The 21,181-nt window shown below is 41.6% G+C and carries 21 protein-coding genes, 2 tRNA genes and 2 pseudogenes; 15 read left to right on the top strand and 10 right to left on the bottom strand.

What is annotated here, in order from left to right; all coding sequences use genetic code 11:
- Positions 1-88, top strand: a pseudogene (locus tag FTU06_RS14430) (IS5/IS1182 family transposase); the annotation flags it as partial.
- A 48-nt stretch (positions 89-136) separates the two neighbouring features.
- On the opposite strand, the gene FTU06_RS14425 reads toward FTU06_RS14430, so the two are convergent.
- The 6 genes from FTU06_RS14425 to hisB all read right to left on the bottom strand — a co-directional run bounded on the left by FTU06_RS14425 (position 137) and on the right by hisB (position 4,728).
- Positions 137-901, bottom strand: a complete 765-nt coding sequence (locus FTU06_RS14425) for a hypothetical protein (RefSeq protein WP_180147274.1) — start codon at positions 899-901, stop codon at positions 137-139.
- 432 nt (positions 902-1,333) lie between these two features.
- Positions 1,334-1,999, bottom strand: a complete 666-nt coding sequence (locus FTU06_RS14420) for a 3'-5' exonuclease (RefSeq protein WP_180063001.1) — start codon at positions 1,997-1,999, stop codon at positions 1,334-1,336.
- A gap of 174 nt (positions 2,000-2,173) precedes the next feature.
- Positions 2,174-2,647, bottom strand: a complete 474-nt coding sequence (locus FTU06_RS14415) for a DUF805 domain-containing protein (protein WP_180109644.1) — start codon at positions 2,645-2,647, stop codon at positions 2,174-2,176.
- 230 nt (positions 2,648-2,877) lie between these two features.
- A complete protein-coding gene (locus FTU06_RS14410; RefSeq protein WP_180009276.1) occupies positions 2,878-3,387 on the bottom strand; it encodes a DUF805 domain-containing protein in 510 nt (169 codons plus the stop codon).
- Positions 3,388-3,517: 130 nt separating this feature from the next.
- Complete coding sequence (gene hisH / locus FTU06_RS14405) at positions 3,518-4,135, bottom strand: imidazole glycerol phosphate synthase subunit HisH (RefSeq protein WP_180002797.1); 618 nt, start codon at positions 4,133-4,135, stop codon at positions 3,518-3,520.
- Positions 4,135-4,728: an imidazoleglycerol-phosphate dehydratase HisB gene (gene hisB / locus FTU06_RS14400; protein WP_078190487.1), complete on the bottom strand. Its 594-nt coding sequence runs from the start codon at positions 4,726-4,728 to the stop codon at positions 4,135-4,137. The genes hisH and hisB overlap by 1 nt, the downstream gene beginning before the upstream one ends.
- A gap of 97 nt (positions 4,729-4,825) precedes the next feature.
- On the opposite strand from hisB, the gene FTU06_RS14395 reads away from it, so the two are divergent.
- The 10 genes from FTU06_RS14395 (at position 4,826) to FTU06_RS14350 (ending at position 11,660) form a co-directional block, all read left to right on the top strand.
- Complete coding sequence (locus FTU06_RS14395) at positions 4,826-5,215, top strand: GNAT family N-acetyltransferase (RefSeq protein WP_180002798.1); 390 nt, start codon at positions 4,826-4,828, stop codon at positions 5,213-5,215.
- Positions 5,216-5,422: 207 nt separating this feature from the next.
- Positions 5,423-5,498, top strand: a tRNA-Phe gene (locus FTU06_RS14390).
- Between the two features lie 137 nt (positions 5,499-5,635).
- Positions 5,636-5,711, top strand: a tRNA-Phe gene (locus tag FTU06_RS14385).
- A 152-nt stretch (positions 5,712-5,863) separates the two neighbouring features.
- Complete coding sequence (locus FTU06_RS14380; RefSeq protein ID WP_257245672.1) at positions 5,864-6,304, top strand: hypothetical protein; 441 nt, start codon at positions 5,864-5,866, stop codon at positions 6,302-6,304.
- A gap of 30 nt (positions 6,305-6,334) precedes the next feature.
- Positions 6,335-7,060 (top strand): hypothetical protein, encoded by a 726-nt coding sequence (locus tag FTU06_RS14375; protein WP_180147271.1) that lies wholly within the window; start codon positions 6,335-6,337, stop codon positions 7,058-7,060.
- A 105-nt stretch (positions 7,061-7,165) separates the two neighbouring features.
- Positions 7,166-7,900: a class I SAM-dependent methyltransferase gene (locus FTU06_RS14370; protein WP_180147268.1), complete on the top strand. Its 735-nt coding sequence runs from the start codon at positions 7,166-7,168 to the stop codon at positions 7,898-7,900.
- A gap of 193 nt (positions 7,901-8,093) precedes the next feature.
- Positions 8,094-8,621, top strand: a complete 528-nt coding sequence (locus tag FTU06_RS14365) for a hypothetical protein (protein WP_257234440.1) — start codon at positions 8,094-8,096, stop codon at positions 8,619-8,621.
- Positions 8,622-8,813: 192 nt separating this feature from the next.
- On the top strand, positions 8,814-9,563 hold the full coding sequence (locus tag FTU06_RS14360; protein WP_180147265.1) for a hypothetical protein: 750 nt from the start codon (positions 8,814-8,816) through the stop codon (positions 9,561-9,563).
- Positions 9,564-9,642: 79 nt separating this feature from the next.
- Positions 9,643-9,921, top strand: a complete 279-nt coding sequence (locus FTU06_RS14355; protein ID WP_078190480.1) for a hypothetical protein — start codon at positions 9,643-9,645, stop codon at positions 9,919-9,921.
- 377 nt (positions 9,922-10,298) lie between these two features.
- On the top strand, positions 10,299-11,660 hold the full coding sequence (locus FTU06_RS14350; protein WP_180147262.1) for a GGDEF domain-containing protein: 1,362 nt from the start codon (positions 10,299-10,301) through the stop codon (positions 11,658-11,660).
- Between the two features lie 54 nt (positions 11,661-11,714).
- On the opposite strand, the gene FTU06_RS14345 is transcribed toward FTU06_RS14350, so the two are convergent.
- Positions 11,715-12,335 carry a hypothetical protein gene (locus tag FTU06_RS14345; RefSeq protein WP_180010565.1) on the bottom strand — a complete coding sequence of 207 codons (621 nt, stop codon included), beginning with the start codon at positions 12,333-12,335 and terminating at the stop codon, positions 11,715-11,717.
- A 297-nt stretch (positions 12,336-12,632) separates the two neighbouring features.
- On the opposite strand from FTU06_RS14345, the gene tehB reads away from it, so the two are divergent.
- Positions 12,633-13,505: an SAM-dependent methyltransferase TehB gene (gene tehB / locus FTU06_RS14340; RefSeq protein WP_180062998.1), complete on the top strand. Its 873-nt coding sequence runs from the start codon at positions 12,633-12,635 to the stop codon at positions 13,503-13,505.
- Positions 13,506-13,654: 149 nt separating this feature from the next.
- On the opposite strand, the gene FTU06_RS14335 is transcribed toward tehB, so the two are convergent.
- From FTU06_RS14335 to fadB, 3 genes are all read right to left on the bottom strand, one after another.
- Positions 13,655-14,374, bottom strand: coding sequence for a hypothetical protein (locus FTU06_RS14335; protein WP_168379007.1), 720 nt, complete (start codon positions 14,372-14,374; stop codon positions 13,655-13,657).
- A 369-nt stretch (positions 14,375-14,743) separates the two neighbouring features.
- On the bottom strand, positions 14,744-15,916 hold the full coding sequence (gene fadA, locus FTU06_RS14330; RefSeq protein WP_180010561.1) for an acetyl-CoA C-acyltransferase FadA: 1,173 nt from the start codon (positions 15,914-15,916) through the stop codon (positions 14,744-14,746).
- Positions 15,917-15,928: 12 nt separating this feature from the next.
- Positions 15,929-18,082: a fatty acid oxidation complex subunit alpha FadB gene (gene fadB / locus FTU06_RS14325; RefSeq protein ID WP_180066930.1), complete on the bottom strand. Its 2,154-nt coding sequence runs from the start codon at positions 18,080-18,082 to the stop codon at positions 15,929-15,931.
- 814 nt (positions 18,083-18,896) lie between these two features.
- On the opposite strand from fadB, the pseudogene FTU06_RS14320 reads away from it, so the two are divergent.
- The 3 genes and pseudogenes from FTU06_RS14320 to FTU06_RS14310 all read left to right on the top strand — a co-directional run.
- A pseudogene (locus FTU06_RS14320) lies at positions 18,897-19,095 on the top strand (lipid A hydroxylase LpxO); the annotation flags it as partial.
- Positions 19,096-19,460: 365 nt separating this feature from the next.
- Entirely contained in the window at positions 19,461-20,543 is a 1,083-nt protein-coding gene (locus tag FTU06_RS14315; RefSeq protein ID WP_180147259.1) for a diguanylate cyclase domain-containing protein, read from the top strand.
- Between the two features lie 180 nt (positions 20,544-20,723).
- Positions 20,724-21,137, top strand: coding sequence for a PH domain-containing protein (locus FTU06_RS14310; protein WP_168379012.1), 414 nt, complete (start codon positions 20,724-20,726; stop codon positions 21,135-21,137).
- Positions 21,138-21,181: the final 44 nt, after the last annotated feature.

Below are 21,181 nucleotides of genomic sequence, written 5' to 3'. Positions count from 1 at the left end.
AGGAATTGCCACAAGATACGATAAGCTAAAACGTAACTATCAAAGCGCTGTTGCTTTAGCTTGTATATTTATATGGTTGCCTCTTTAGCTCAATTTATCGGCTGTAAATGTCAACACACCCTAGTGTTTTTAGTCATTAAACATAAGCGGTTGTTTGTAATAAATCGCTGTTTACGGATTGAAGTAAGGTGCCGACATCGTACAAGCCTTGATTGAGAGCTGTGGTACTTTCACCGACCACTTGAACGAGATCACCGACCACAGGAAGTTCAGTGGCAATCGATGTAATCGGTGCAATGTCATCCAGTAAGGCATCTAAAGTGCCTGAAACATCTTGCACGACACCACCCACACTTGCTAAAGGATCGTTCAGGACGGATGTTAATAATTCGGTAGGATCAATACTGGCTACATAGTCGCCCGTTTCAGCCAACAAGCCAGTTAAATTACCCGTAGTTTCGCCTACTGCATTCAATAGCCCGCCAAGCAATGGCAGGTCAGAAAGTGCGTCTGTGATTGGTGCAGCAACACCACCTATATGATCAACCAAACCTGCAACTTCAGTCACAGTTTGACCGACCACACCAGTTACGCCATTGAGAGCGGTCTGTACACCGCCGAGAAGATCACCTGTCGCTAGTTGATCAGCTACAGCATGTAAGCCGTCACCTAAGGTGCCGACCAACTGATTTTCAACCGTGAGTACTTTTTCGATGGTCCCGCCAATGAGTGGTAGTTCAGTCAGTGCATCTGTTAAGGGCGCTGTTAAGCTATTCACGGTCTCTAAAACGCTGTCTACAGTATCCAAAACAGTATTTAAAACCAGTCCAACCGCTTTACTGATCCCTTGTAAAGTCAGGCTGAGTACACCGCTGATTTTTCCTGTAAATAAGTTCAACATGTCAGGTTCTCCAAGTTTTTAAATTATGATGTGTTATGTATTTGGCAGATTTGTTTTAGCAAAAGGGGACTGATGAAAACAAATTATGAAAGTATAGAAAGAATGAGATAAATCATGTAATTCTGCTAGAAAATCTAGAGAGATCAAAACCTTAGTCGAATAAAAATATAAATGTGTATTAATGTAATTAAAATGAGTTAAATCAAAGATATAAATGTACTTAAAAGGTGCGATTTTATTTTTTTAGACTGTGCAGTGACTATTTTTAAGGCAATAAGGTACTGTTCAAATCTTTAGCGCAAATAAACTGCAAATTCATTGGCACTCTTCAGCCGATCTTTGCACTTGGTCATGCCATAGATTGGGGCAATATCCAGTTACAGAGCGGTTACATCGCTGAATATAATTTAAATCATTAAAATAATTAAGGGTTTATAATTTCATGTGCGGACGAATTCTTAGTTTGAGGGAGGTATTGGGAATGGTTTTAGGTAATAAGCCACGTTGTAATAATTCTTCAAAGACCAAAACAGGGGCATAAGCATCGGCAGCGGCATAACGAATTTGCTCCGGACTTATGCGCTTTTTGGCCCAATTGGAGGTGCTGACCGATTTAGATTTTGGAAAATTCACACGAAAAAGCAGTGCCATGGCATTTTTTAAACCGACGGGTTGGCTTAAGCCAAAAGAAGCAAAGCACTTGGAGAGTTCCAATACACTATTCAGTTCGATGCCTTTTTTACGAAATAAATGCGCATCATTTTTTAAGCCAAAACCCACTTTAATTTGATCACGATTACTCAAGATTGGTCTTAAAAAATCCCAAGTGCATTCGTTCATTTGAAACAACCACGCCTGTTGCGCCGTCGCAAGTTGGATTAAATGTGGACCGGTAGAGACCTCACCTTTACGAAAAGTCGGCTTAGATTCAGAGTCGAAACCGAATAAGGCAGTCGTCTGCAATTCATCGGCCCAGTGTTGGCATTGTTCTGCATTGTGAATGACATGGATCTGCTCTGGCACTAAATTTTGGAACAATGGAAAATTTTTAATCTGTTCTTTTGTTGGCAAAATAGGTGTCGGTAGAGCATCAGTCATTGTGATTTAATTCAAAGGCTTGTTGTTGCAGCCTAGAGCGTTTAGTAGGGAAATGCAAATACCGAGATGCGGCGTTGAGCATGAGCCTTTGACTCACCTGCCTGTCATAGCGCGTTGCTATGACAGTGACGAGGGCACTTAAACACAGTGACCAAGAGGTTTAAAGACAGTAACTTAAAACAGAAAACGCGCAGTAAATAATACATTTACCAAGATCAGTAAGAATAAACCGATAAAGAGAAAGGCGAGAACCACCTCCCATGTTTTGGATGCACGTGGCTCACCATATTGATTGGCATTTGCAGACCCGGGGATGAGCATCAGCGCAATGCACATGACGATATTGAGCAACGGAATCAGCTCTAAGAGTGCAAACCAGCCTGAGAGATTAAAGTCATGCAAACGACGCACTGAAAAAATCATCAAAGGGATCAGCATTAAAATATTTAGGATCAATCCAATCACTTGCGTCATTGGATTTTCAGCATGAGCTATTAGGGCATTGAGGGTATTGGGCATCATGCTGACGATCAGTAGCATCAATATGCTCAGCATGAGGCCATAGAAGACATTCCAACCGATAAAAGACATGCGATTAAAACGACCGTCACGGTTCCAACCAGAGTTTATATTGGGTGAATTATTCATATTAAATGATCTTAAATTATCGTAAAAAGTATAGTTATCATTCATTTTTAGCCGCAAAAAAATTGAGCTAAAAACGACATAAAAATGTGAAAAAGTACAGGATTTGATCCTGAACATAAAAAGCGCGTTGATTATAAAGGTAAAGTACAAAAAAAGCCCACATGTGTGAGCTTGTTTGAGTAGATGTATTGCTGTTTAGAGCGATCTAGGCGGCATTTAATGATTTATCATTATTGTTGTTGAATCGTGGTTTGCTGAGAGCGGATCACATAGTTTTGGTAAGACGGAATCATGATCGCAGCAAGTATCCCGACTATAAACACCACGATATACAAAACAGCCAGCACGGTTTCCCAGCCTTTGGTCGGGCGTGGTTGTCCAAAGCTATTACTACCGCTATTACCCGGTGCAAATAACACATAGAGCGCAAATAATATATTCACTACAGGAACTAAGATCAGCAGTGCAAGCCATCCAGAATGGTCTCGGTCATGTAAACGACGGATTAAGAAAATGACGCTGTAATAAATGACGATGGCATACATGATAAAGAAAATAATCATGAGTGGCGTCGACATAGCACCCTCAGTCAGCGCATTTTGCGCGCCGGGTATGAGCAGGCCGACTACAACAGCAATTAGCGTAAAAATAATGCCGAGAAGTAGATTCCATGCAAGATATGCGCGCCGGCTAAAGCGACCACTGGCTTGGGTCGGTGAGTCAGATGTGAAGGTATTCATTATTATTCCTAGGCTTTGGTATTTTTATAAGTAGGCAAATTCTAAAATGAATATGTAGAAAATAAAAGGATGAAAAATAAACAGTACAAAAAGGCCCGCAAGGAGCGGGCTTTTTTGCGGTGAAGGAATTTTAAATATCCCATTCCACAAAGTTTTTCAGCAATTGCAGACCGGCTGTATGACTTTTTTCTGGGTGAAATTGTGTCGCAAACAAGTTTTCCTTGTGAATTGCGGTACAAAATTCCAAACCATAGTCACAGGTAGCAGCGACAATGCTTGAATCTTGCGGCTCTACATAGAAGCTATGTACGAAATAGAAACGAGCATCTTGCTCAATGTTTTTCCACATCGGGTGGCTAGGGTCTGCCTGATGCACTTGGTTCCAGCCCATGTGCGGCACTTTTAATCCCTCTACATCAGGAAAGCGTTTAACCGAACCTTCAAAAATACCCAATGCATCTGCACCGCCATTTTCTTCGGAATGCTGCATTAAAGCTTGCATGCCGACACAGATCGCAAGCACAGGTTTATTAAATGCCGCTTTACGGACCACATCATCAATGCCTGCATCATGCATGCCTTGCATACAGTCACGCATTGCTCCCACACCGGGGAACACAATTTTATCTGCTTGTGCAATCAGCTTAGGATCATTGGTGACATCAACAGTTGCACCCACGTGTTCGAGGGCTTTTGCTGCTGAGTGAAGATTTCCCATGCCATAGTCAAGAAGGGCAATACGGGTCATTACAATGTTCCTTTGGTAGACGCAACAGTATTTTCGGCACGCGGGTCAACTTCACACGCCATACGTAATGCACGGGCAAAGGCTTTAAATACGCTTTCAATTTGGTGGTGGCTGTTTTTACCTTTTAGGTTGTCGATGTGCAGCGTCATTAACGCATGGTTCACAAAACCTTGGAAAAATTCAGAGAAAAGATCCACATCAAAAGTCCCGATGCGCGCGCGAGTGAATGGAATATCCATCCAAAGACCCGGACGGCCAGATAAATCCACCACAACACGACTCAGTGATTCATCGAGCGGCGCATAGAAGTGACCGTAGCGACGTAAGCCTTTTTTATTGCCCAGTGCTTGAGCAAAGGCTTGGCCCAGTGTAATCCCACAGTCTTCTACGGTATGATGATCGTCAATTTCAAGATCGCCATCACAATGAATATCAATATCAAACAGACCATGTCGCTTGATTTGATCAATCATATGATCTAAAAATGGAACACCAGTGTTTAAAGTGCCTTGACCAGTACCATCAAGATTCACACGAACTCGAATTTTGGTTTCGTTGGTGTTTCTTACCACTTCACTGATACGATCTGTCATAGACACGTTCCTCAAATACGTCAAAATGATTGATGTAAAAATATTTTCGCTGTGACGAAAAGTCACCGCATATTAGATTGCTCAGGAGGGTTTATCAATGCCTATTACCGTACATGCCTATACTTCTTTAGAAAATGATGAAGTGCGTAGCCAGCTTGAGCGACTGTATGACACCAGCCCTGAGTTTAGCGACGGTTCCGATGCGATTGAACAACTTGAGCAGAACTTAGCTCAGTATACCTTAGTTTATACTGCAGAATTTAATACAAAATTGATTGGTGCGATTTGGTGTACAGGCCAAGGTGAAAGCAAAACCCTTGAATATATTGTGGTACACCCTGCAAATCGTGGGCGTGGTGTTGCAGAGCGCTTGGTCAGTGAGACCACCCGTATGGAAGAAGAAAAAGGGGTGAAAACTTTTGAACCAGGTTGTGGCGCGATCCACCGCTGTTTGGCACACATTGGAAAAATTACTGCGGCTGAATAACCTGCCCTCCAATAATAAAGCAGCCATTGAGCTGCTTTTTTGTTGGATAAATACAGTTTCGTCACTGTAATTTCAGCTGTGGAAATTTGAAATCACTCAAAAAATAAGCAAATAGTGTGAAATATTGATTTAAAAATAAACATTTGCACAAAAAAGCGCAACGGATGCTTGACGCCATGAGACTGAAATTGTTTAATACGCCCCATCGGCGTGATAGCTCAGTAGGTAGAGCAACGGATTGAAAATCCGTGTGTCCCCAGTTCGATCCTGGGTCTCGCCACCATATTCAAAACTGATTTTTCAGTTTATCAATCCCTGATCCCATCAGGGATTTTTTTTGCCTAAAAAATATGCATACGAAAAATATTTTTATAAATATGATTGACTAATTAACTGAGATGCGGCTTAATACACCGCATCGGCGTGATAGCTCAGTAGGTAGAGCAACGGATTGAAAATCCGTGTGTCCCCAGTTCGATCCTGGGTCTCGCCACCATATTCGAAAAAACCTCAAACCATTGTTTGAGGTTTTTTTTCGTCTGCTGTTTTTCAGGTGTTGATATTTCGCACAGTTTAACTGCTACAATCCATGCCAGATGATGAGCCCAATGGCTATAAGAAAATTATTAAAAAATAAGGGTTAAGGTTGTGAAGAAAATATTATTTCCTGTTTTGATCGGTATGAGTGTCTTGCTGAGCGCATGTGGTGGCGGGGGCGGCAGTAATGTCGATTCTTCCTATTCTAAAACCATTATTCAAAATGGTGTGACCTATGAATGTAAAAGTGAAAATGCAGCAGCGCTTTGTGATAATGGCAATTGTTCTTCTTGTGAATCATCGCTCGATAAAATAATCACAGCATCATGCAGCACCAGTATTTCCGCAGGGCAAACAATTTTTGCCGTGACCAAAACGGGCTGTGTATCCAATATGAAATCGGGCAGCAGAATAACTGCAGCATGTGATAATGGTCTGCTTAAATTAAAAGTTGGATCTAACTTTAGCTTAAATCAGGTGATTAACACGGGTACGACGATGAGCTCTGGTGAATATATTGTCGGCACAGAAGTGCTCCGCTGTAGGCTTTAATCAAATGAACATAGATTCGTGGAGTGACAGTTGAAGCGACTTCAATATGCGGCGATTGGACTGCTCTGTTTTGCACTGGGCTATATTGCGGCATCGTGGAATGACCAACCAAGCTTGACGTCGCCGCCACCTGAGCACTCGCTTGTAACTTTGGCGACGAGTAATCCTGTGGCACTCTTGGCTTTAGATCAAGATGCCTCGGATCAACCTCATTCTAAAGATATACAGCAACAACTCAAAAGCCAACATCGTCAGCTAAAGAGCATTATTCAGCAGACTTCAGATCAACAATTGGGGCGATATTTACAGCAGGCATTTCCCAATTACAGTTTTGCAGGGATTCAAAATAAGCAACAGTTTGCGCAGCAGATGTTAGACGAGTTTCTGCAAGCTAAAAATGATCCGCAGCAGCGATTGGCAGGGCAGGCCTATGTGACAGAACAATCACAGTTAGATGTAGATCAGGTTTTACCTCGTGAAATCTATGTCACACAGCCGCTATATGCACATTTTGATACCTTGGGTAAAGTTCCAAACAATACGCAAGTCATGGTGCGTTGGATGCATCGTGATAGCGGTGAAGTGCTGCTCTTTACGCCACGCAAAGTCAGTGAGCAACAGCAACAAAACTGGGTGAGTTTCTATCCTATGACTGGATGGAAAACTGGTCATTATGATGTGAAATATTATCAAATGAATGATCAATTAAGCCCGATTGCGCAGACCAGTTTTTATATACAGCATGTGATTGAGTAAATATTTGAAGCTCAAATTTTATCGCTGAAGCTATGACTTAAGTGCTAGTTTCCGACCCTAAAAATTCGATTAAAGTGATAAAAAAACAACCAATGAATCCCCGCAATGAAAGATCTTTTCTCTACAGGGAGTGCGCTGTATCAACAAGCACGTCCAAGTTACTCTGCTGAAGTCGTTGATAGCATCTTGCAGCATGTTGCCGTGCGTGAACTGGCATGGGACTGCGGTGCAGGTTCAGGTCAATTTACCAAAGGTTTGGCACCCTATTTTCAACAGGTTTTAGCGGCAGATCTGAGTGCTGAGCAATTGGCACAAGCACCCAATTTAGATAATGTGCGTTATGAGCAAGCTAGCGCCGAACATTGTCCGCTTACCGACCATTCAGCGGATTTAATCACAGTCGCGCAAGCGATTCATTGGTTCGATTTTGCTGCATTTTATGCAGAAGTACGACGCGTATTGAAACCCCAAGGTCATATCGCCATTGTGGGTTATGGTCTGATTCAATTTGAACACGCGGAATTGAACCAGCTTTTACAGGATCTGTATTTTGTCACGTTAAAAGGCTATTGGGATGCTGAACGTCGTTACATCGACGAAGAATATCGTAGTATTCCGTTTCCATTTCAGGAGTTAGCAGTCCCTCAGCTGTTTTTAAATTACAGGTGGAGTGCACAGCAAATTTTGGACTATTTGCAAACGTGGTCTGGGCTTAAACACTATCAACAGCGGCATCCGACACTTCAGCCGTGTGCAGCTTTGCAGGATTTCTTTAGCCGACATCCGCAGCAAGAGTTTGCTTTGTCATTTCCTGTACTATTAAGAATTGGAACAGTATAAAAGAGAAAAAGCAGCGGCAATGCAGATAGGTAAAGGATGATATCTCAAGTCCAGAATGAGCAAAGTGAGGTTTAAATAAGCTGTGCTCTCCTGCCGTTTGTCGGGGTTAAATCTGGTAAATTGATTAATTGTTGTACAATAATAGCAGTGTAAATTTTTTCAATTTTCAATTTTTAAATCTCTCGGAATGAACATGATAAATCTCCCTAAATCTGTTTCCGTTTTGGTTTTTGTTAGTGCAGCAATGACGGCTATGAGTACATTGGCTGCGGAAAAAGCCACTACAAAAGCTGATGAAACCGAACAACAAGCTATTCAGATGCCTGCTTTAACCATTATGGCAGAGCGTGAAATGCGTGCAGAGACGGGCATTGTTGAGTATCAAGAGCAGGTGGATCGCCGTAAAGCCTTACAGCAACGGGTGATGCAACTTGAGCGTGATACTCAAAACAAAGGTGTCGATGCAACAATCGTGTCAAATATTGATATCTTACCTGCCACAGCAGTGCCAGATATGTCGAATTTATCGCCTTTGATGCAACAGCATGTTTTAAATATTGCCGCAGGTTTGCAGTCTTCTGACCCACGCAATGGTTTATATATTATGTTGCAACCCTTTGGGATTGACCGTAATGCGACCAATGTGCAAATCAGTCGTGAGCAAATCAATCTCGGAAACATCGACCGTCAGTTAAATACCAATCCGATCAAGACCCCATAATCGAATACACCTCTACAGCAAATTGAATGCGAAAATTCATGCTTTATCCATGAATTTTCGTTTTGATGGCATGCGTAATTTAGGTCTTTCTACATTGATGAAGTTAAATAGCATCGCTAAAAAACATGGCTATTTTATCGTCAATCTTCAAACTTTTCGTTAAACTGAATAAAAGAGGGTTCGGAGCTCATTATGCCGCGTATCTTTGTTGTCTTGGCCAGTGCTACGGTATTGGTCTTTGGATGGATGTTTTATCAATATTCAGTACAGCAAAAAGAAGCTGTGCAACTCTCGACCTATGAAACGGTTTTGCGCGAAAAAACCGAGCAAATTTTTCAGCAAGCTCAGCACTGGGAAGAACCGATACAACTTAATGTGACAGATGCACGGCTAACGGGTGATTATAAAATCATGTCGGATTTTATTTTGAGCCAAATGCTGCAGCGTGCAGAAGCGCGAAATCAATATATTCGTGATCTTAAAGCACTGAATTGGGATAAATTTCTCGACATCGATCGCTTGTTGCAAGATAAAAAAAACCAATATCAAGAGACTGAGCAAATGCTGCAACAGGTGCATGCAGTGGTCGATGCTTATGAGCAAAAAACCACACAGCAAGAGGAAAATGGTTTAGCTCAGGCCAAACAGTTGACGGTCAAACAGGTGTTTCGTCAGCAAATTGCCCAGAGTTTAAGAGACAGTCGTGATAGTGATGAGTCGCATGCTTTATTTGAGTTAGAAAAGCAAAGCTTGGCGAAGGCTGATGAGCTCTTTGCTGTGCTGAAAGCCAATAAATGGGAAAAGAAAAATAAATTATTTATGTTCTATGAAGATGCGCCTTTAAAGCAGTTTAATCAGCTTTATACAGAGATGTTAGCGCTCAATGCGCAAATGGATGAGATCCGCCAAAAGAACCGTTCAGAGTTGAAACAAAAGCTTTAACTGACTGTCATCTCTCTTTCAAAATTGCGCGATAAAGTGGCTTATAGCAAGGTTTTACATCATATAGAGGTCCATGCTCATGCGAGCTATTCAGATTTTTGATGATATTCAGCAGGTCTATATCGACTTTATCGCGAACCGCCAATATCCACGTTTGGAAAGTTTAAACAATTGGGGCAAGAACCGTTTTTTCTTCAGTCAGTATTTTCGCATGATTGAAGATTGGCATCTGACTGAACAGATTGTGATTGAATTTAATCAACAATTTTATAGTTTGGATACAGGGACGGCGCCTGACTTTATGGATCAAGACAAATACATGGCTTGGTTGATGGAACAATTACAAATATTAAAATAAGTCCTTTTCATTCAAATTATTCAGCACAGCTTCGAGATATGTTATGCAATTCAAAGCCATCCTTTAGCGGATGGCTTTTTTTGTTGCTAGCGAACTTAATTGGGGGGAGCGTGGTCTGAGCTAGTATGAATGGCGCAGAAAACGTGAGCCCTAAAATTGTCCTGAGGCATTGGATTTGCAAATTTAATACAACTATCAACCAATAGTGTGACTTAAATCACTTAAAATACGCCGAAAATTTAAACATAAATTTTTAGCCAGCAGCCCATAACTCATAAGAAGCTGAGCTGTATTGAACTTGCAAAAATTCTAACCTTAGACCGATTGGCTTTGAATGAAAGGTTTATCGCCATTTTTAGAGACGATTTTTTTAGCGTATGAAAAAATTAATACTGCTATGGCTTGCCATATGTGCGGTTTCATTGGTGTCGATAGGCTATACCTATGAATTATTCATTAGCCCTGTTTGGGTGGTAAATGCATTCGCTGCCTATGGCATGGTTTTAATGCGAAAGCATTTAAGTCACGATTTACTGATCGTGCTCTATGCTTTTAGTGCGATCTTTGTGGCCTCGCTGATGGTCGATCCCGCCAAAACTTTAGAAGATAAATTTCTCCTGTGTGCGATTTCGGCATTTCAAATTTGGGTATTTATTAAAGCCTATTTGGCACTGAGCCATTTAAAAAAGCGCCGCTTTAAACGAACCTTGATGCTAACTGTTCCGAGTATCGTGAGTGCTTTTGCAGGCAGTCTGTTGTTCGTGGCATGCTTTCAGATGGACAACCAATACTTTGCCTTTGTTGATTATTTTCTAGAGCAATTTGCAACAAGTTTGGCTGTGGTGTGTTTATTATTTGGTGTTCAGCGCTGGATGAATGTACCGTGGATAGATTATGGCTATCTGATCGTGGCATTGGCCGTGCAATATGTGATCTCAAATGATCAGATCTTCTATGCCTGCATGGTCTTGCCTTTATTGATGTGTTATTACGCGATCAAATACGACCTCAAAACCTTTTGCTGGCTGATTGGCTTAATGACGCTGATCTGTGGCTGGTATGGTGCCATGCCATTGGCTGGGGAATATTGGTCGGATGCACAAGTACATATGCTCTCGCGGATCAGTTCTTATCGTTTGGCATTGGGTATTTATCTGATCATTTTTCTATTTATTTGTGAGCTATATGCACGAAATAAACGCCTGTATTTGGCTTTGCAACGTGTAAGTTTTTGCGATGAGTTTACGGGGCTGAAAAATCGCCATGCTTTTAAAGAACAAATATTTATAGAGGGTGCGGTTGATAAAGGCTGTGTCATTTTGCTCGATGTCGATAATTTTAAAAAAATTAATGACCAATATGGACACCAAATGGGGGACAGTGTTTTGGTGCATTTAGCAAAAATCTTAAAAAATTGTAGTCCACGCGCGAGTTTTATCAGTCGCTGGGGCGGTGAAGAATTTTTAATTTTGCTCGAAGGTGCCGATTTGGAGCAGGGTAAAATGTTGTGTGAAACAATTTTGGAACGCTGCGAACATGTACCGTTTCGAAAAGATCAATTAAGGCTAGATGTCAGCTTTAGTATGGGCTTGGCCGAGTTTCAACAGTTGAGTTTGTCTAATTACTCCACGACTCTACAGCATGTCGATGCCTGCCTATATCAGGCGAAATCACAAGGGAAAAATCAGTTTGTTTATCAAAAGATTATTCCGTTGTCAGAAAGCAGTATTGCAGTCTAAATGGGCAAAAAAAAGATGCCGTGAAGGCATCTTTTTTTTGCATTTAATCAACGATTAAGCTGCTTTTTTGAACCAAGAAAAGAAACCTTTTTTCTCAGCTTTAGCTGCTTCAGCTTTTTTCTCTGCACATTTTTTAGCGCAGTCTTTTTTCGCTTCAGCTTTTACTTCTTCAGTTTTAGTTTCAACAGCTTCTTTTGCATCAGTTGCTTTTTCTACAGCTGCATCTTTTGCTTCAACAGTTTTTGCAACGACAGCATCTTTAGTTGCTACAGTTTTTGCTACAGTCGCGTCTTTTGCTGCAACAGTGTTCGCAACAACAGCGTCTTTAGCCGCTACAGTTTTTGCTACAGTTGCATCTTTTGCTGCAACTGCAGTTTCTTTAGTTGCTGCTGCTTTTTCTACAACTGCTTTTTTCATGTCAGCAGTTTTTGCTTTAGTGGTTTCTTTCACTGTTAAAGTTTTAGTTTGAGTCGCTTTTTCTGCAACAGCCACTTGAGTTTTAGCAGCATCTTTAGTTGCTTGAGCAGCAGCTACAGTTGCAGTTTTCGCTTGTGCAGCTTGAGCTTTTACAGCTTCAACAGCAGTCGCAGGTTTTTGTTCTACAGCAGTAGTTGCCATAGCAGAAGTTGTAGCAGCAACTAAAGCAACAGCTAAAGTAGTTTTGATCGCGTTCATAGTCATCACTCTATAAAACTTAGTTAAAATAAGGCATTGTAAATTTTATGCCTTATCAACAGCGCTTAGGTTACACGGCACAGAGTGAGGGATTTGATTGTGTGAATATTCCACTAATGTTGCAAACGGATAACATGGTGTTACGCAGAAAAACAAACAAAAACAGCGTGCATTGCACAGCATTCGAAATTTTCAATTTAAAGCTGATTTAAAATCACTATTAAAGCCGTTATGGTGAATATACATTTCCGCCATTGGTATGGCATAAAAATAAAGTCGCATGAGGGATAACATCAGATGCAGCAGCTTATTTGTTATAAACAGCTCCCTGTGTGGACGCAGCAGTCGATTCCACAAGGTTTTAAACAACAGCACAATACCAAAGCAGGCACTTGGGCAAAACTCACCGTACTGCAAGGTGAAGTGAACTTTGCCATGTTAGATGCGTCTGGAAATATCCTTTCCACGCATGTATTTAGCCCAGATCAGCCACCGCCGTTTATCGAACCGCAGGCGTGGCACAAGATTGTGTCTGCGAGTGACGATGTGCAATGTCAGTTGAGTTTTTATTGCTTAGCACAGGACTATTTTTATAAGAAGTATCAGCTCAGTCCAACACATTCAGAAATTTTGGCAGCAACACCATATTTGCAAGGTGGTCGTGCTTTGGATGTCGGCTGTGGGCAGGGGCGTAATTCGCTGTACTTAAGTCAGCTGTCTGAGCAGCGCTTTGAGGTGGATGCATGGGATGTCAATCCACACAGTTTGCACAAGCTGCAAGAGGTGATCGCTGCGGAAGGTATTGAAAATATTCATGTACAGCAGCGTGATTTAAATGCAGACCAAAGCATTACGGGGAAATATGATTTTATTTGCTGTACCGTGGTGATGATGTTTTTAGAGGCCAAGACAGTGAAGCCACTGATTCAGCAGATGCAGCAAGCGACAAGTGTAAATGGCTATAACCTGATAGTTTGCGCTATGGATACACCTGATTTACCTGCGCAGCCTGACTTTCCATTTAGCTTTAAAGCAGGAGAGTTAAGTGCGTTGTATGAAGGCTGGAATATTGTGAAATACAATGAAAATGTCGGTGAGCTGCATCGGGTGGATGCTGAAGGGCAGCGGATTCAACAGCATTTTGCGACTTTGTTGGCGCAGAAAATTTAAGCCAAGAATTGTAGGATGTTGAGTTGAAGGATTGGTGATCAACTCAACACTTACTTTACTTAAATTGGAAAAAGGGAACCATTTTTGAGCTAGTCAGGGTGTATGTGTACTTAGAAAATTCAACCAATTGAATATGATCATACTCTGATTTAAGGCTGATAAATAAAGCCTAAAGCTTTTAAAGGCAATTGAATGATGTCGATTGTGAGTGTTAAAGGCAATAGTGGTAATTCTGCCAATTTTTCCTGCCCTGACTTTTTGACATAGCCACTTTGGTCTTCGTAATGCTGGATACGGATCTTATAGGGATGGCTTAAGGGCTTTAAATCTGCGGCATTCGCAACTTTTGGGTAAACCGTACCTGCAATTTCTAAGTTAAAGAGATGATCTTGCTGTTCTGCCTTTGAACAATCACATGGTGCTACGCCATATTGGTTGAATAATGCCCTTTCCGTAGGACTTAGTGTTCCATTGGGAGGCGCATAATAAAATTTAAAGCTTCCGCTAAATTTAGTGCTGTTCGGGCTCGGAGAATTAAAGTCAAGTTCTCGATGGAGACGAATATATTGTGGATTGAGTTGGCTAATCAGTTGAATAAAATCAGCACCGCCTTTATTAATCACATAGCTGTATTTATTGCCTGCGACTACGATGCTATCGATTGGTTCATTGGGTATTGCTTTAGCGGGTTTGCCAAATGCGATCACATCATCTTCAAGGATTGTTCTCCATGCATATTTTGTTTCGTATTTTTGAAACAGATCACGGGAGAGTTCACCGATTTGATTATTTGTAACGCAAGCTGTAAGAAAAATAAAAGTGCTTAGGCAGCTCATCTTTAAGAGGTAGTGAAGTCGTTTATTTATCATTATTATGCATATTTAAGTTTTGGTTCAGGCCTTACCATAATTCAAAAATCGCTGAAAATCGAGAATTAACGTATTAACTTTAAAAATATGCTGAGGCGTTTTTACGGTTTGTTTAGCACGGTTTTTTGTTGAAGATTTTTGAACAAAATTTATTGCACTATGAAATTTCCCTCTCCTTTTAAGGAGACTTGCGCAGAATACCGCTCAGGGATAGGATTTATATGAAAAATTTCCCCTCATCCTCTTGTGGTGCATGCTGCTCACCCCAGAGGGAGAAGGGGCTTCTAGTATTATTCATGCGAGTTTAGTTAACAAATAAAAAACCCCGCACTAAACGGGGTTTCTTTTATCTCAGTATTTAACTAAATATTAAACACGTTCGATAATGGTCGCGATACCTTGACCCAAACCGATACACATAGTCGCAAGACCGATTTGCGTATCTTGCTGTTCCATTACGTTCAACAATGTTGTTGTGATACGCGCACCAGAACAACCCAATGGGTGACCCAATGCAATTGCACCACCGTTCAAGTTCACACGGTCTTGTTGATCATAAATGCCTAAGCCTTTAAGAACAGACAAACCTTGTGCTGCGAACGCTTCGTTCAATTCAAAAGTTTGAATATCAGCAATCGATAAGCCAGCACGTTTAAGTGCTTTTTGCGTTGCTGGTACAGGACCATAACCCATGATCGCAGCATCACAGCCTGCAACTGCCATAGAGCGGATGACAGCACGTGGCTTAAGACCTAAAGCTTGAGCACGTTCAGCAGACATCAGCAACATTGCAGACGCACCATCAGACAACGCTGAAGATGTTGCAGCAGTTACTGTACCGCCTTTCGGATCGAATACTGGACGTAAAGCTTGGAATGCTTCAAGGTTTGCATCAGGACGAATCACTTCATCAATATCGCACAGAATTTTGAAGCCATTTGCATCGTGACCTTCAACGCCCACGATTTCATTTTTGAAACGACCTTCTTGTGTTGCAGCCCAAGCACGGCGGTGTGATTCAACACCAAACGCATCTTGTTCTTCACGAGAAATACCGTTCATACGACCTAACATTTCAGCCGTTAAGCCCATCATGTTAGACGCTTTTGCATAGTGCTTAGACGCTTCAGGGTTGATGTCGATGCCGTGCATCATGCCAACGTGACCCATGTGTTCTACACCACCAATGATGAAGATATCACCTTGGTTGGTTGCAATTTGCGCAGCCGCTGTGTGGATTGCTTGCATAGAAGAACCACAAAGACGGTTCACTGTTTGACCTGCAACAGTACGTGGTAGGTCTGCTAACAATGCAATGTTACGACCAATGTTCATACCTTGCTCTAGGGTTTGGTTTACACAGCCCCAGATAACGTCTTCAACTTCATTGGTATCAAACTGGTTACGAGCAACAAGCGCGCGTACTAATTCAGCAGATAAGCTGTCAGCACGTACGTTACGGAACATACCATTTTTGGTTTTACCCATTGCTGAACGTACGCCATCAACGATGACAACGTCACGTGGATTTAAAGTAGCCATTCACGTTGCTCCTTAACCGTAGAATTTTTTGTTGTTAGCAGCCATGTCACGCAACATTTGTGGCGCTTCATAAGCCTTACCTAAATACGCATATTTGTCGCAAAGCGCTACGTATTCAGCGACACCTGTTTGGTCGATGTAACGGCATGGACCACCACGGAATGGAGGGAAACCTACACCCATGATCATCGCCATATCTGCTTCAGCAGCAGTCGCTACGATGTTGTCTTCTAGGCAACGAACAGTTTCGTTACAGAAAGTCAGCATCATACGGTCAATGATTTCTTGAGCGTCAAATTCACGTTTTTCCGCAGTTGCAACAGAAGCCACAAGTTCGTAAGCCACAGGATCAACCACTTTGGCTTTCTTACCTTTACGGTCAAGTTCGTATTTGTAGAAACCAACGTCGTTCTTTTGACCAAGACGTTTGTTTTCGTACATGGTTAAAGTTGCGCCTTTGTAGTCTGGCTTCATGCGGTCAGGGAAACCTTCTGCCATTACTTCCGCACCGTGTACGCCTGTGTCGATACCCACAACGTCGATGAGGTAAGCAGGACCCATTGGCCAGCCGAATTTTTCCATGACTTTGTCGACTTGCTGGAAGTCAGCACCGTCTTTCAGTAGAAGGTCAAATGCACCGAAGTAAGGGAATAGTACGCGGTTTACCAAGAAGCCTGGGCAGTCGTTAACCACGATTGGTGTTTTACCCATTTTCTGAGCAAGAACCACAGTTGTCGCGATTGCTTCAGCAGATGTTTTCTCACCGCGGATCACTTCTACCAATGGCATCATGTGAACAGGGTTAAAGAAGTGCATACCTACGAAGTTTTCAGGACGTTGTAGGTTTTCAGCCAAACGTGTGATTGAAATTGTTGAAGTATTTGAAGCAATGATCGTATTGTCACGAACATTTTTCTCAGTTTCAGCAAGTACAATGCCTTTTACTTTTGGATTTTCAGTCACCGCTTCAATCACGATGTCCACTTCTTTAAACTCGTCATAGCTTAAAGTTGGACGGATGCGCGCAAGAGTTTCACCCATTTGAGCAGGTTTCATCTTCTTACGTTCAACTTGTTTGGTCAGTAAGCCATTTGCTTCTTTCATACCCAAAGCAAGTTGTGGATTACCAATGTCTTTCATGATGATCGGTGTGCCTTTGCTTGCCGCTTGGTAAGCAATACCACCACCCATGATACCCGCGCCTAATACAGCTGCTTGGTTGACAGGGTGTGCACCTTTTTCATATTTCTTCGAAGTTTTCTTCACAATTTGGTCGTTAAGGAATAAACCAATTAACGCACCTGCTTGTGGAGTCACAGCCGCTTTAGCAAAACCTTGCGCTTCGATTTTCAATGCTTCATCACGTGGAAGGCTTGCACCTGCTTGTAATGAGTCTAGAAGAAGTTTTGGCGCTGGGTATTGAGCAGGATTTGCTTTTGCAAGAACTGCACCTTTCGCTGTATTGAATGCCATCATTTGTTCAAGCATGTTCAATTTAACAGGATCTAATTTTTCTTGACGTTTTGCTTTCCAGTCTACACGGCCAGCAATCGCTTGTTTTACAAGGTCAATTGCAGCGTCTTGTAGTTTGTCTGCAGCAACAACTGCATCAACAGCACCGTCTTTGAGCGCAGCAGCTGGCTTTTTCGGTGCAGCCATTGCCATCCATTCAACCGCATTGTCGATACCAATCACGCGGCTTAAACGAACCGTACCACCAAAACCAGGGTAGATACCCAGTTTGATTTCTGGAAGGCCAACTTGTGCAGCATCTGACATCACACGATAGTCACACACTAAGCACATTTCAAAACCGCCGCCCAATGCCATACCATTGATTGCAGCAACTTTAGGAACGTTTAGATCTTCAAACGCATTGAAGATGTCGTGAACAGGCAATGCCCAATCCACAATCGCTTGTTCGCCTTGAGCGAAGTTGTCACCGAATTCAGTGATATCTGCACCCACGATAAATGTAGATTTACCTGAAGTAACGATTAAACCTTTGATGTCACCGTTTGCTTTAACAGCGTCAATTGCAGCTTTAAAATCTTCAATTGTTGCGCGGTTAAATTTGTTGACCGACTCACCTTGTAAGTCAAAGCGGAATTCTGCAATTCCGTCCGAAAGCATTTGGACGGTAATGGCATTGCCAGCGTGGATCATGCCTGATCTCCTTTATTTTGGAGGACTTCTAAGTTGATGTTGTGAAGCGAGTACGCGGTTCCTGCGTACACTTTATGCCTCGCTAATCTTACGATAACTATATCTAAAAAGAACATAACAAGTTGTATCAAGCCGTGACGCTAGGGTCATCAAAATTTCTTTTGGAAATAGCCTTTGGATCTGCCTTTAATCGCTATCGCTCTAATTAAATATGTTGAAGCTTATGTTTCAGTTCACATTTTTTTATAAATGTAAGCTATAGATTGAGATGCGAAAGAAAAATTCAAGAAAAAAGCAAGTGTATTTTTCGGCAGAATGGTCAATTCACTTTTGGCATGGTTATCCATCTTTGATGAGACACAGTGATCTATGCTGCTGATTTAAGCATCACTGAGCACGATGTAAGATTCGAAGCACTCTCAAAAATGTCATCTTATTAACTGATGTTACGCAGTAACATCAGAAGTGCAATTTGACGCAAATAAAAAACGATACACGGTAACGCCATCCGCGAGTAGGTTTTCTTACGAAGCACGCTTCTCATTTTGCCAAATGAGAAACAACGTTTCGTAAGAGTACCTCCAGTCGAAGGCTAATCCCTTTATTCAAACCCTAAATGTAAGACCCTGTCGAATAAACTTAAAATTCATTTTAAAAATGCGAAATTACTTTTACACACATAACATCAGTTATTAAGTACCACGCTTAATTTTAAAGCTTTAAAAGTCTGAGATGAAAACGGGGAAATGATTTGTGATGAAGCATAGGCTTTATGTAAAAGGCGGTATCAAAGCATTTCGTACTGATGATGACCAATGTCATGACTGCTGCGAGTTCACAGAATAAAAGTGGTGATAAAACAGGTGGCTTAAATACAGTGGTTGGCTATGTCTATCAAATTCGCATAAAAGCCAAAGCCTTGAAAAAACAATCGTTCACTGTATTACTTTTTAAAGATGTCCCTGATGTTGGGGCTTTTCTTCCTGATTTTTGTACGTCCATATTTATTTTAAAAGTGGAATAAATATTGAAAAAATGCGCCCTTAGGGGCGTTTTTTTATGCTGACAGTCAGCAAAATATCAGTTATCGTGCAAGCAGAATAAAATAATCATGCAGAGCAAATCAGCCAAAAGCAGAAAGAATATTAGCCAGAATAAGCCAGAAAAAGTGAACCAATATACGAGGAATATGATGTTGACGTTCGAGCCTAAGCCTATGCAAAACCGTTGAGCTGAAAGAAAAATCGTCATCATCAATGATAGCCAAAGCCCAAGGGTGAAAACGGTGGAAGCTTTGCTGCAGGCATGAAGACCTACTGCATAGAAACCCTGTGTAAACGCCTGATGGGGTTGATTTGGCGGGAAGGGGATCCGATTCATGAAAGCAACCAACCAAACATTGATGCATCAAATGCATATTTCGATGCAAGATATAGAACGACGTAAACAGTTGCTTGGCTTGACTGATTTAGAGCTGGCGGAACTGGCTTCGATTGGTGGAATTGTGGCGCCGATCCTCGACAGTATGGTCGATGAATTTTATGAAAATCAGACCTCAATTCCAGAAATTGCCACTTTGATTGGTGATCTTGATACCTTGAAGCGTTTGCAACGCGCGCAGCATCAATATTTATTGGATTTATTTTCCGGGCGCTATGACAGCGCGTATGTGAATAACCGTTTACGGATTGGTTTGGTTCATAAGCGGATAGGTGTAGAGCCGAAGTTGTATCTCTCTGCGGTGCATACCCTAAAGACCATGTTGTTTCGCTTAATTCAGCGTACCTTTAATGATACGGAACAATATCAGCGGATTATTAACACCTTGGAAAAGCTCTTTATGTTCGACACTACATTGGTGGTGGAAACCTATGTGTGGAGTTTGATTAATGAGGTGAAGATCTCCCGTGAAAAAATGGAACAGTATGCGCATGCGCTAGAGTTTCGTGCACAAGAAATGGAAGAACTTTCACAGCGCGATCCATTAACAGGACTCTTAAATGTCCGGCATTTATCGATCTTATTGACCAGTATTTTATATACCGCACAGCGTAATCATGAACCCGTAACAGTAGTGTTTATTGATATCAATGATTTTAAAAAGATCAATGATGAACAAGGTCATCCACGTGGAGATCAGGTACTACAAACGGTTGCTGCGGCCATAAAGTCGGTTGCACGTTTAGATGATCATTGCTTCCGTTATGGCGGAGACGAATTTTGTTTGGTCTTGCCGGGATGTAGTGAAAAGCATGTGGAAGCGAGTTTTATCCCGCGTTTATTAGAAGCGGTGGCTGAAATGGAAGCAGGCTTAAGTTTAAGTATTGGGCTGTGCCAAACAGACCATCAGCAAGGCTATGTAGATGCCATGAGCTTGGTACAACAAGCCGATGCTAAAATGTATCGAGAGAAAAAGAATTATAAACGTTTGCAGGAACAACCTATGTCGAAAGAAGCGTGATCCGAGCGTAAATAACGCCAAAAATAACAATAGATGACTAGCGAAACTTGAGCGAAATGGATCTCCATATTCTTGAAAATAATGTGATAAGTATGCTTATTTCCTGCAAAAATAAAGCTGAAATAGCAGATGCATCCTGCAAAATCTTGTATAGAATAAAAGCAGTTGATGGGGGATAAGATGCAAGTTTTTCGTTCAAAAAAAGATTGGTGGGTGGTGGCGTTTATTGTTTGTATGAGCGGTTTACTCATTCAATTATTACTCACCATGCAAGCCAAAGGCACGATGCAGCAATATCCTCTTCATACCGCGGTGTATATTTTAACGGTATTACTGCTGTGGTGGCCAATATTCAATACACGTTATCAAATTTCCGCTACAGAATTAAACATCCGTAGCATGTTTCTACGTTGGCAGATTCCTTTGCAGGATATCCAACGCATCAGTGCAAGTCAGGATTTGTCTGCGGCACCTGCGCTTTCCATTAAACGTTTAAAAATTGAATATCTTCGAGATGGCAAAACCAAATTTGTCATGGTTTCACCGAAAGATCCGCAAGCTTTTGCTAAAGCGATTGGTGTTCCAATCCAATAAATATAAGAATGCTGAATAAAGGTATGTGAGCATGCCTTTTAAAG

The organism is Acinetobacter sp. YH12052 (assembly GCF_013419835.1).
Taxonomy (GTDB): Bacteria; Pseudomonadota; Gammaproteobacteria; order Pseudomonadales; family Moraxellaceae; genus Acinetobacter; species Acinetobacter amyesii.
This window is presented reverse-complemented; position numbering and strand designations above follow the sequence as displayed.

Coding starts and splice junctions, on each gene's coding strand:
- FTU06_RS14410 (WP_180009276.1), bottom strand. CDS start 3,387: ATGAATACCTTCACATCTGACTCACCGACCCAAGCCAGTGGTCGCTTT.
- FTU06_RS14350 (WP_180147262.1), top strand. CDS start 10,299: ATGAAAAAATTAATACTGCTATGGCTTGCCATATGTGCGGTTTCATTG.
- FTU06_RS14335 (WP_168379007.1), bottom strand. CDS start 14,374: ATGATAAATAAACGACTTCACTACCTCTTAAAGATGAGCTGCCTAAGC.
- FTU06_RS14395 (WP_180002798.1), top strand. CDS start 4,826: ATGCCTATTACCGTACATGCCTATACTTCTTTAGAAAATGATGAAGTG.
- FTU06_RS14415 (WP_180109644.1), bottom strand. CDS start 2,647: ATGAATAATTCACCCAATATAAACTCTGGTTGGAACCGTGACGGTCGT.
- FTU06_RS14365 (WP_257234440.1), top strand. CDS start 8,094: ATGATAAATCTCCCTAAATCTGTTTCCGTTTTGGTTTTTGTTAGTGCA.
- FTU06_RS14420 (WP_180063001.1), bottom strand. CDS start 1,999: ATGACTGATGCTCTACCGACACCTATTTTGCCAACAAAAGAACAGATT.
- FTU06_RS14425 (WP_180147274.1), bottom strand. CDS start 901: ATGTTGAACTTATTTACAGGAAAAATCAGCGGTGTACTCAGCCTGACT.
- hisB (WP_078190487.1), bottom strand. CDS start 4,728: ATGACAGATCGTATCAGTGAAGTGGTAAGAAACACCAACGAAACCAAA.
- hisH (WP_180002797.1), bottom strand. CDS start 4,135: ATGACCCGTATTGCCCTTCTTGACTATGGCATGGGAAATCTTCACTCA.
- FTU06_RS14315 (WP_180147259.1), top strand. CDS start 19,461: ATGAAAGCAACCAACCAAACATTGATGCATCAAATGCATATTTCGATG.
- FTU06_RS14370 (WP_180147268.1), top strand. CDS start 7,166: ATGAAAGATCTTTTCTCTACAGGGAGTGCGCTGTATCAACAAGCACGT.
- FTU06_RS14310 (WP_168379012.1), top strand. CDS start 20,724: ATGCAAGTTTTTCGTTCAAAAAAAGATTGGTGGGTGGTGGCGTTTATT.
- tehB (WP_180062998.1), top strand. CDS start 12,633: ATGCAGCAGCTTATTTGTTATAAACAGCTCCCTGTGTGGACGCAGCAG.
- FTU06_RS14360 (WP_180147265.1), top strand. CDS start 8,814: ATGCCGCGTATCTTTGTTGTCTTGGCCAGTGCTACGGTATTGGTCTTT.
- FTU06_RS14345 (WP_180010565.1), bottom strand. CDS start 12,335: ATGAACGCGATCAAAACTACTTTAGCTGTTGCTTTAGTTGCTGCTACA.
- fadA (WP_180010561.1), bottom strand. CDS start 15,916: ATGGCTACTTTAAATCCACGTGACGTTGTCATCGTTGATGGCGTACGT.
- fadB (WP_180066930.1), bottom strand. CDS start 18,082: ATGATCCACGCTGGCAATGCCATTACCGTCCAAATGCTTTCGGACGGA.
- FTU06_RS14355 (WP_078190480.1), top strand. CDS start 9,643: ATGCGAGCTATTCAGATTTTTGATGATATTCAGCAGGTCTATATCGAC.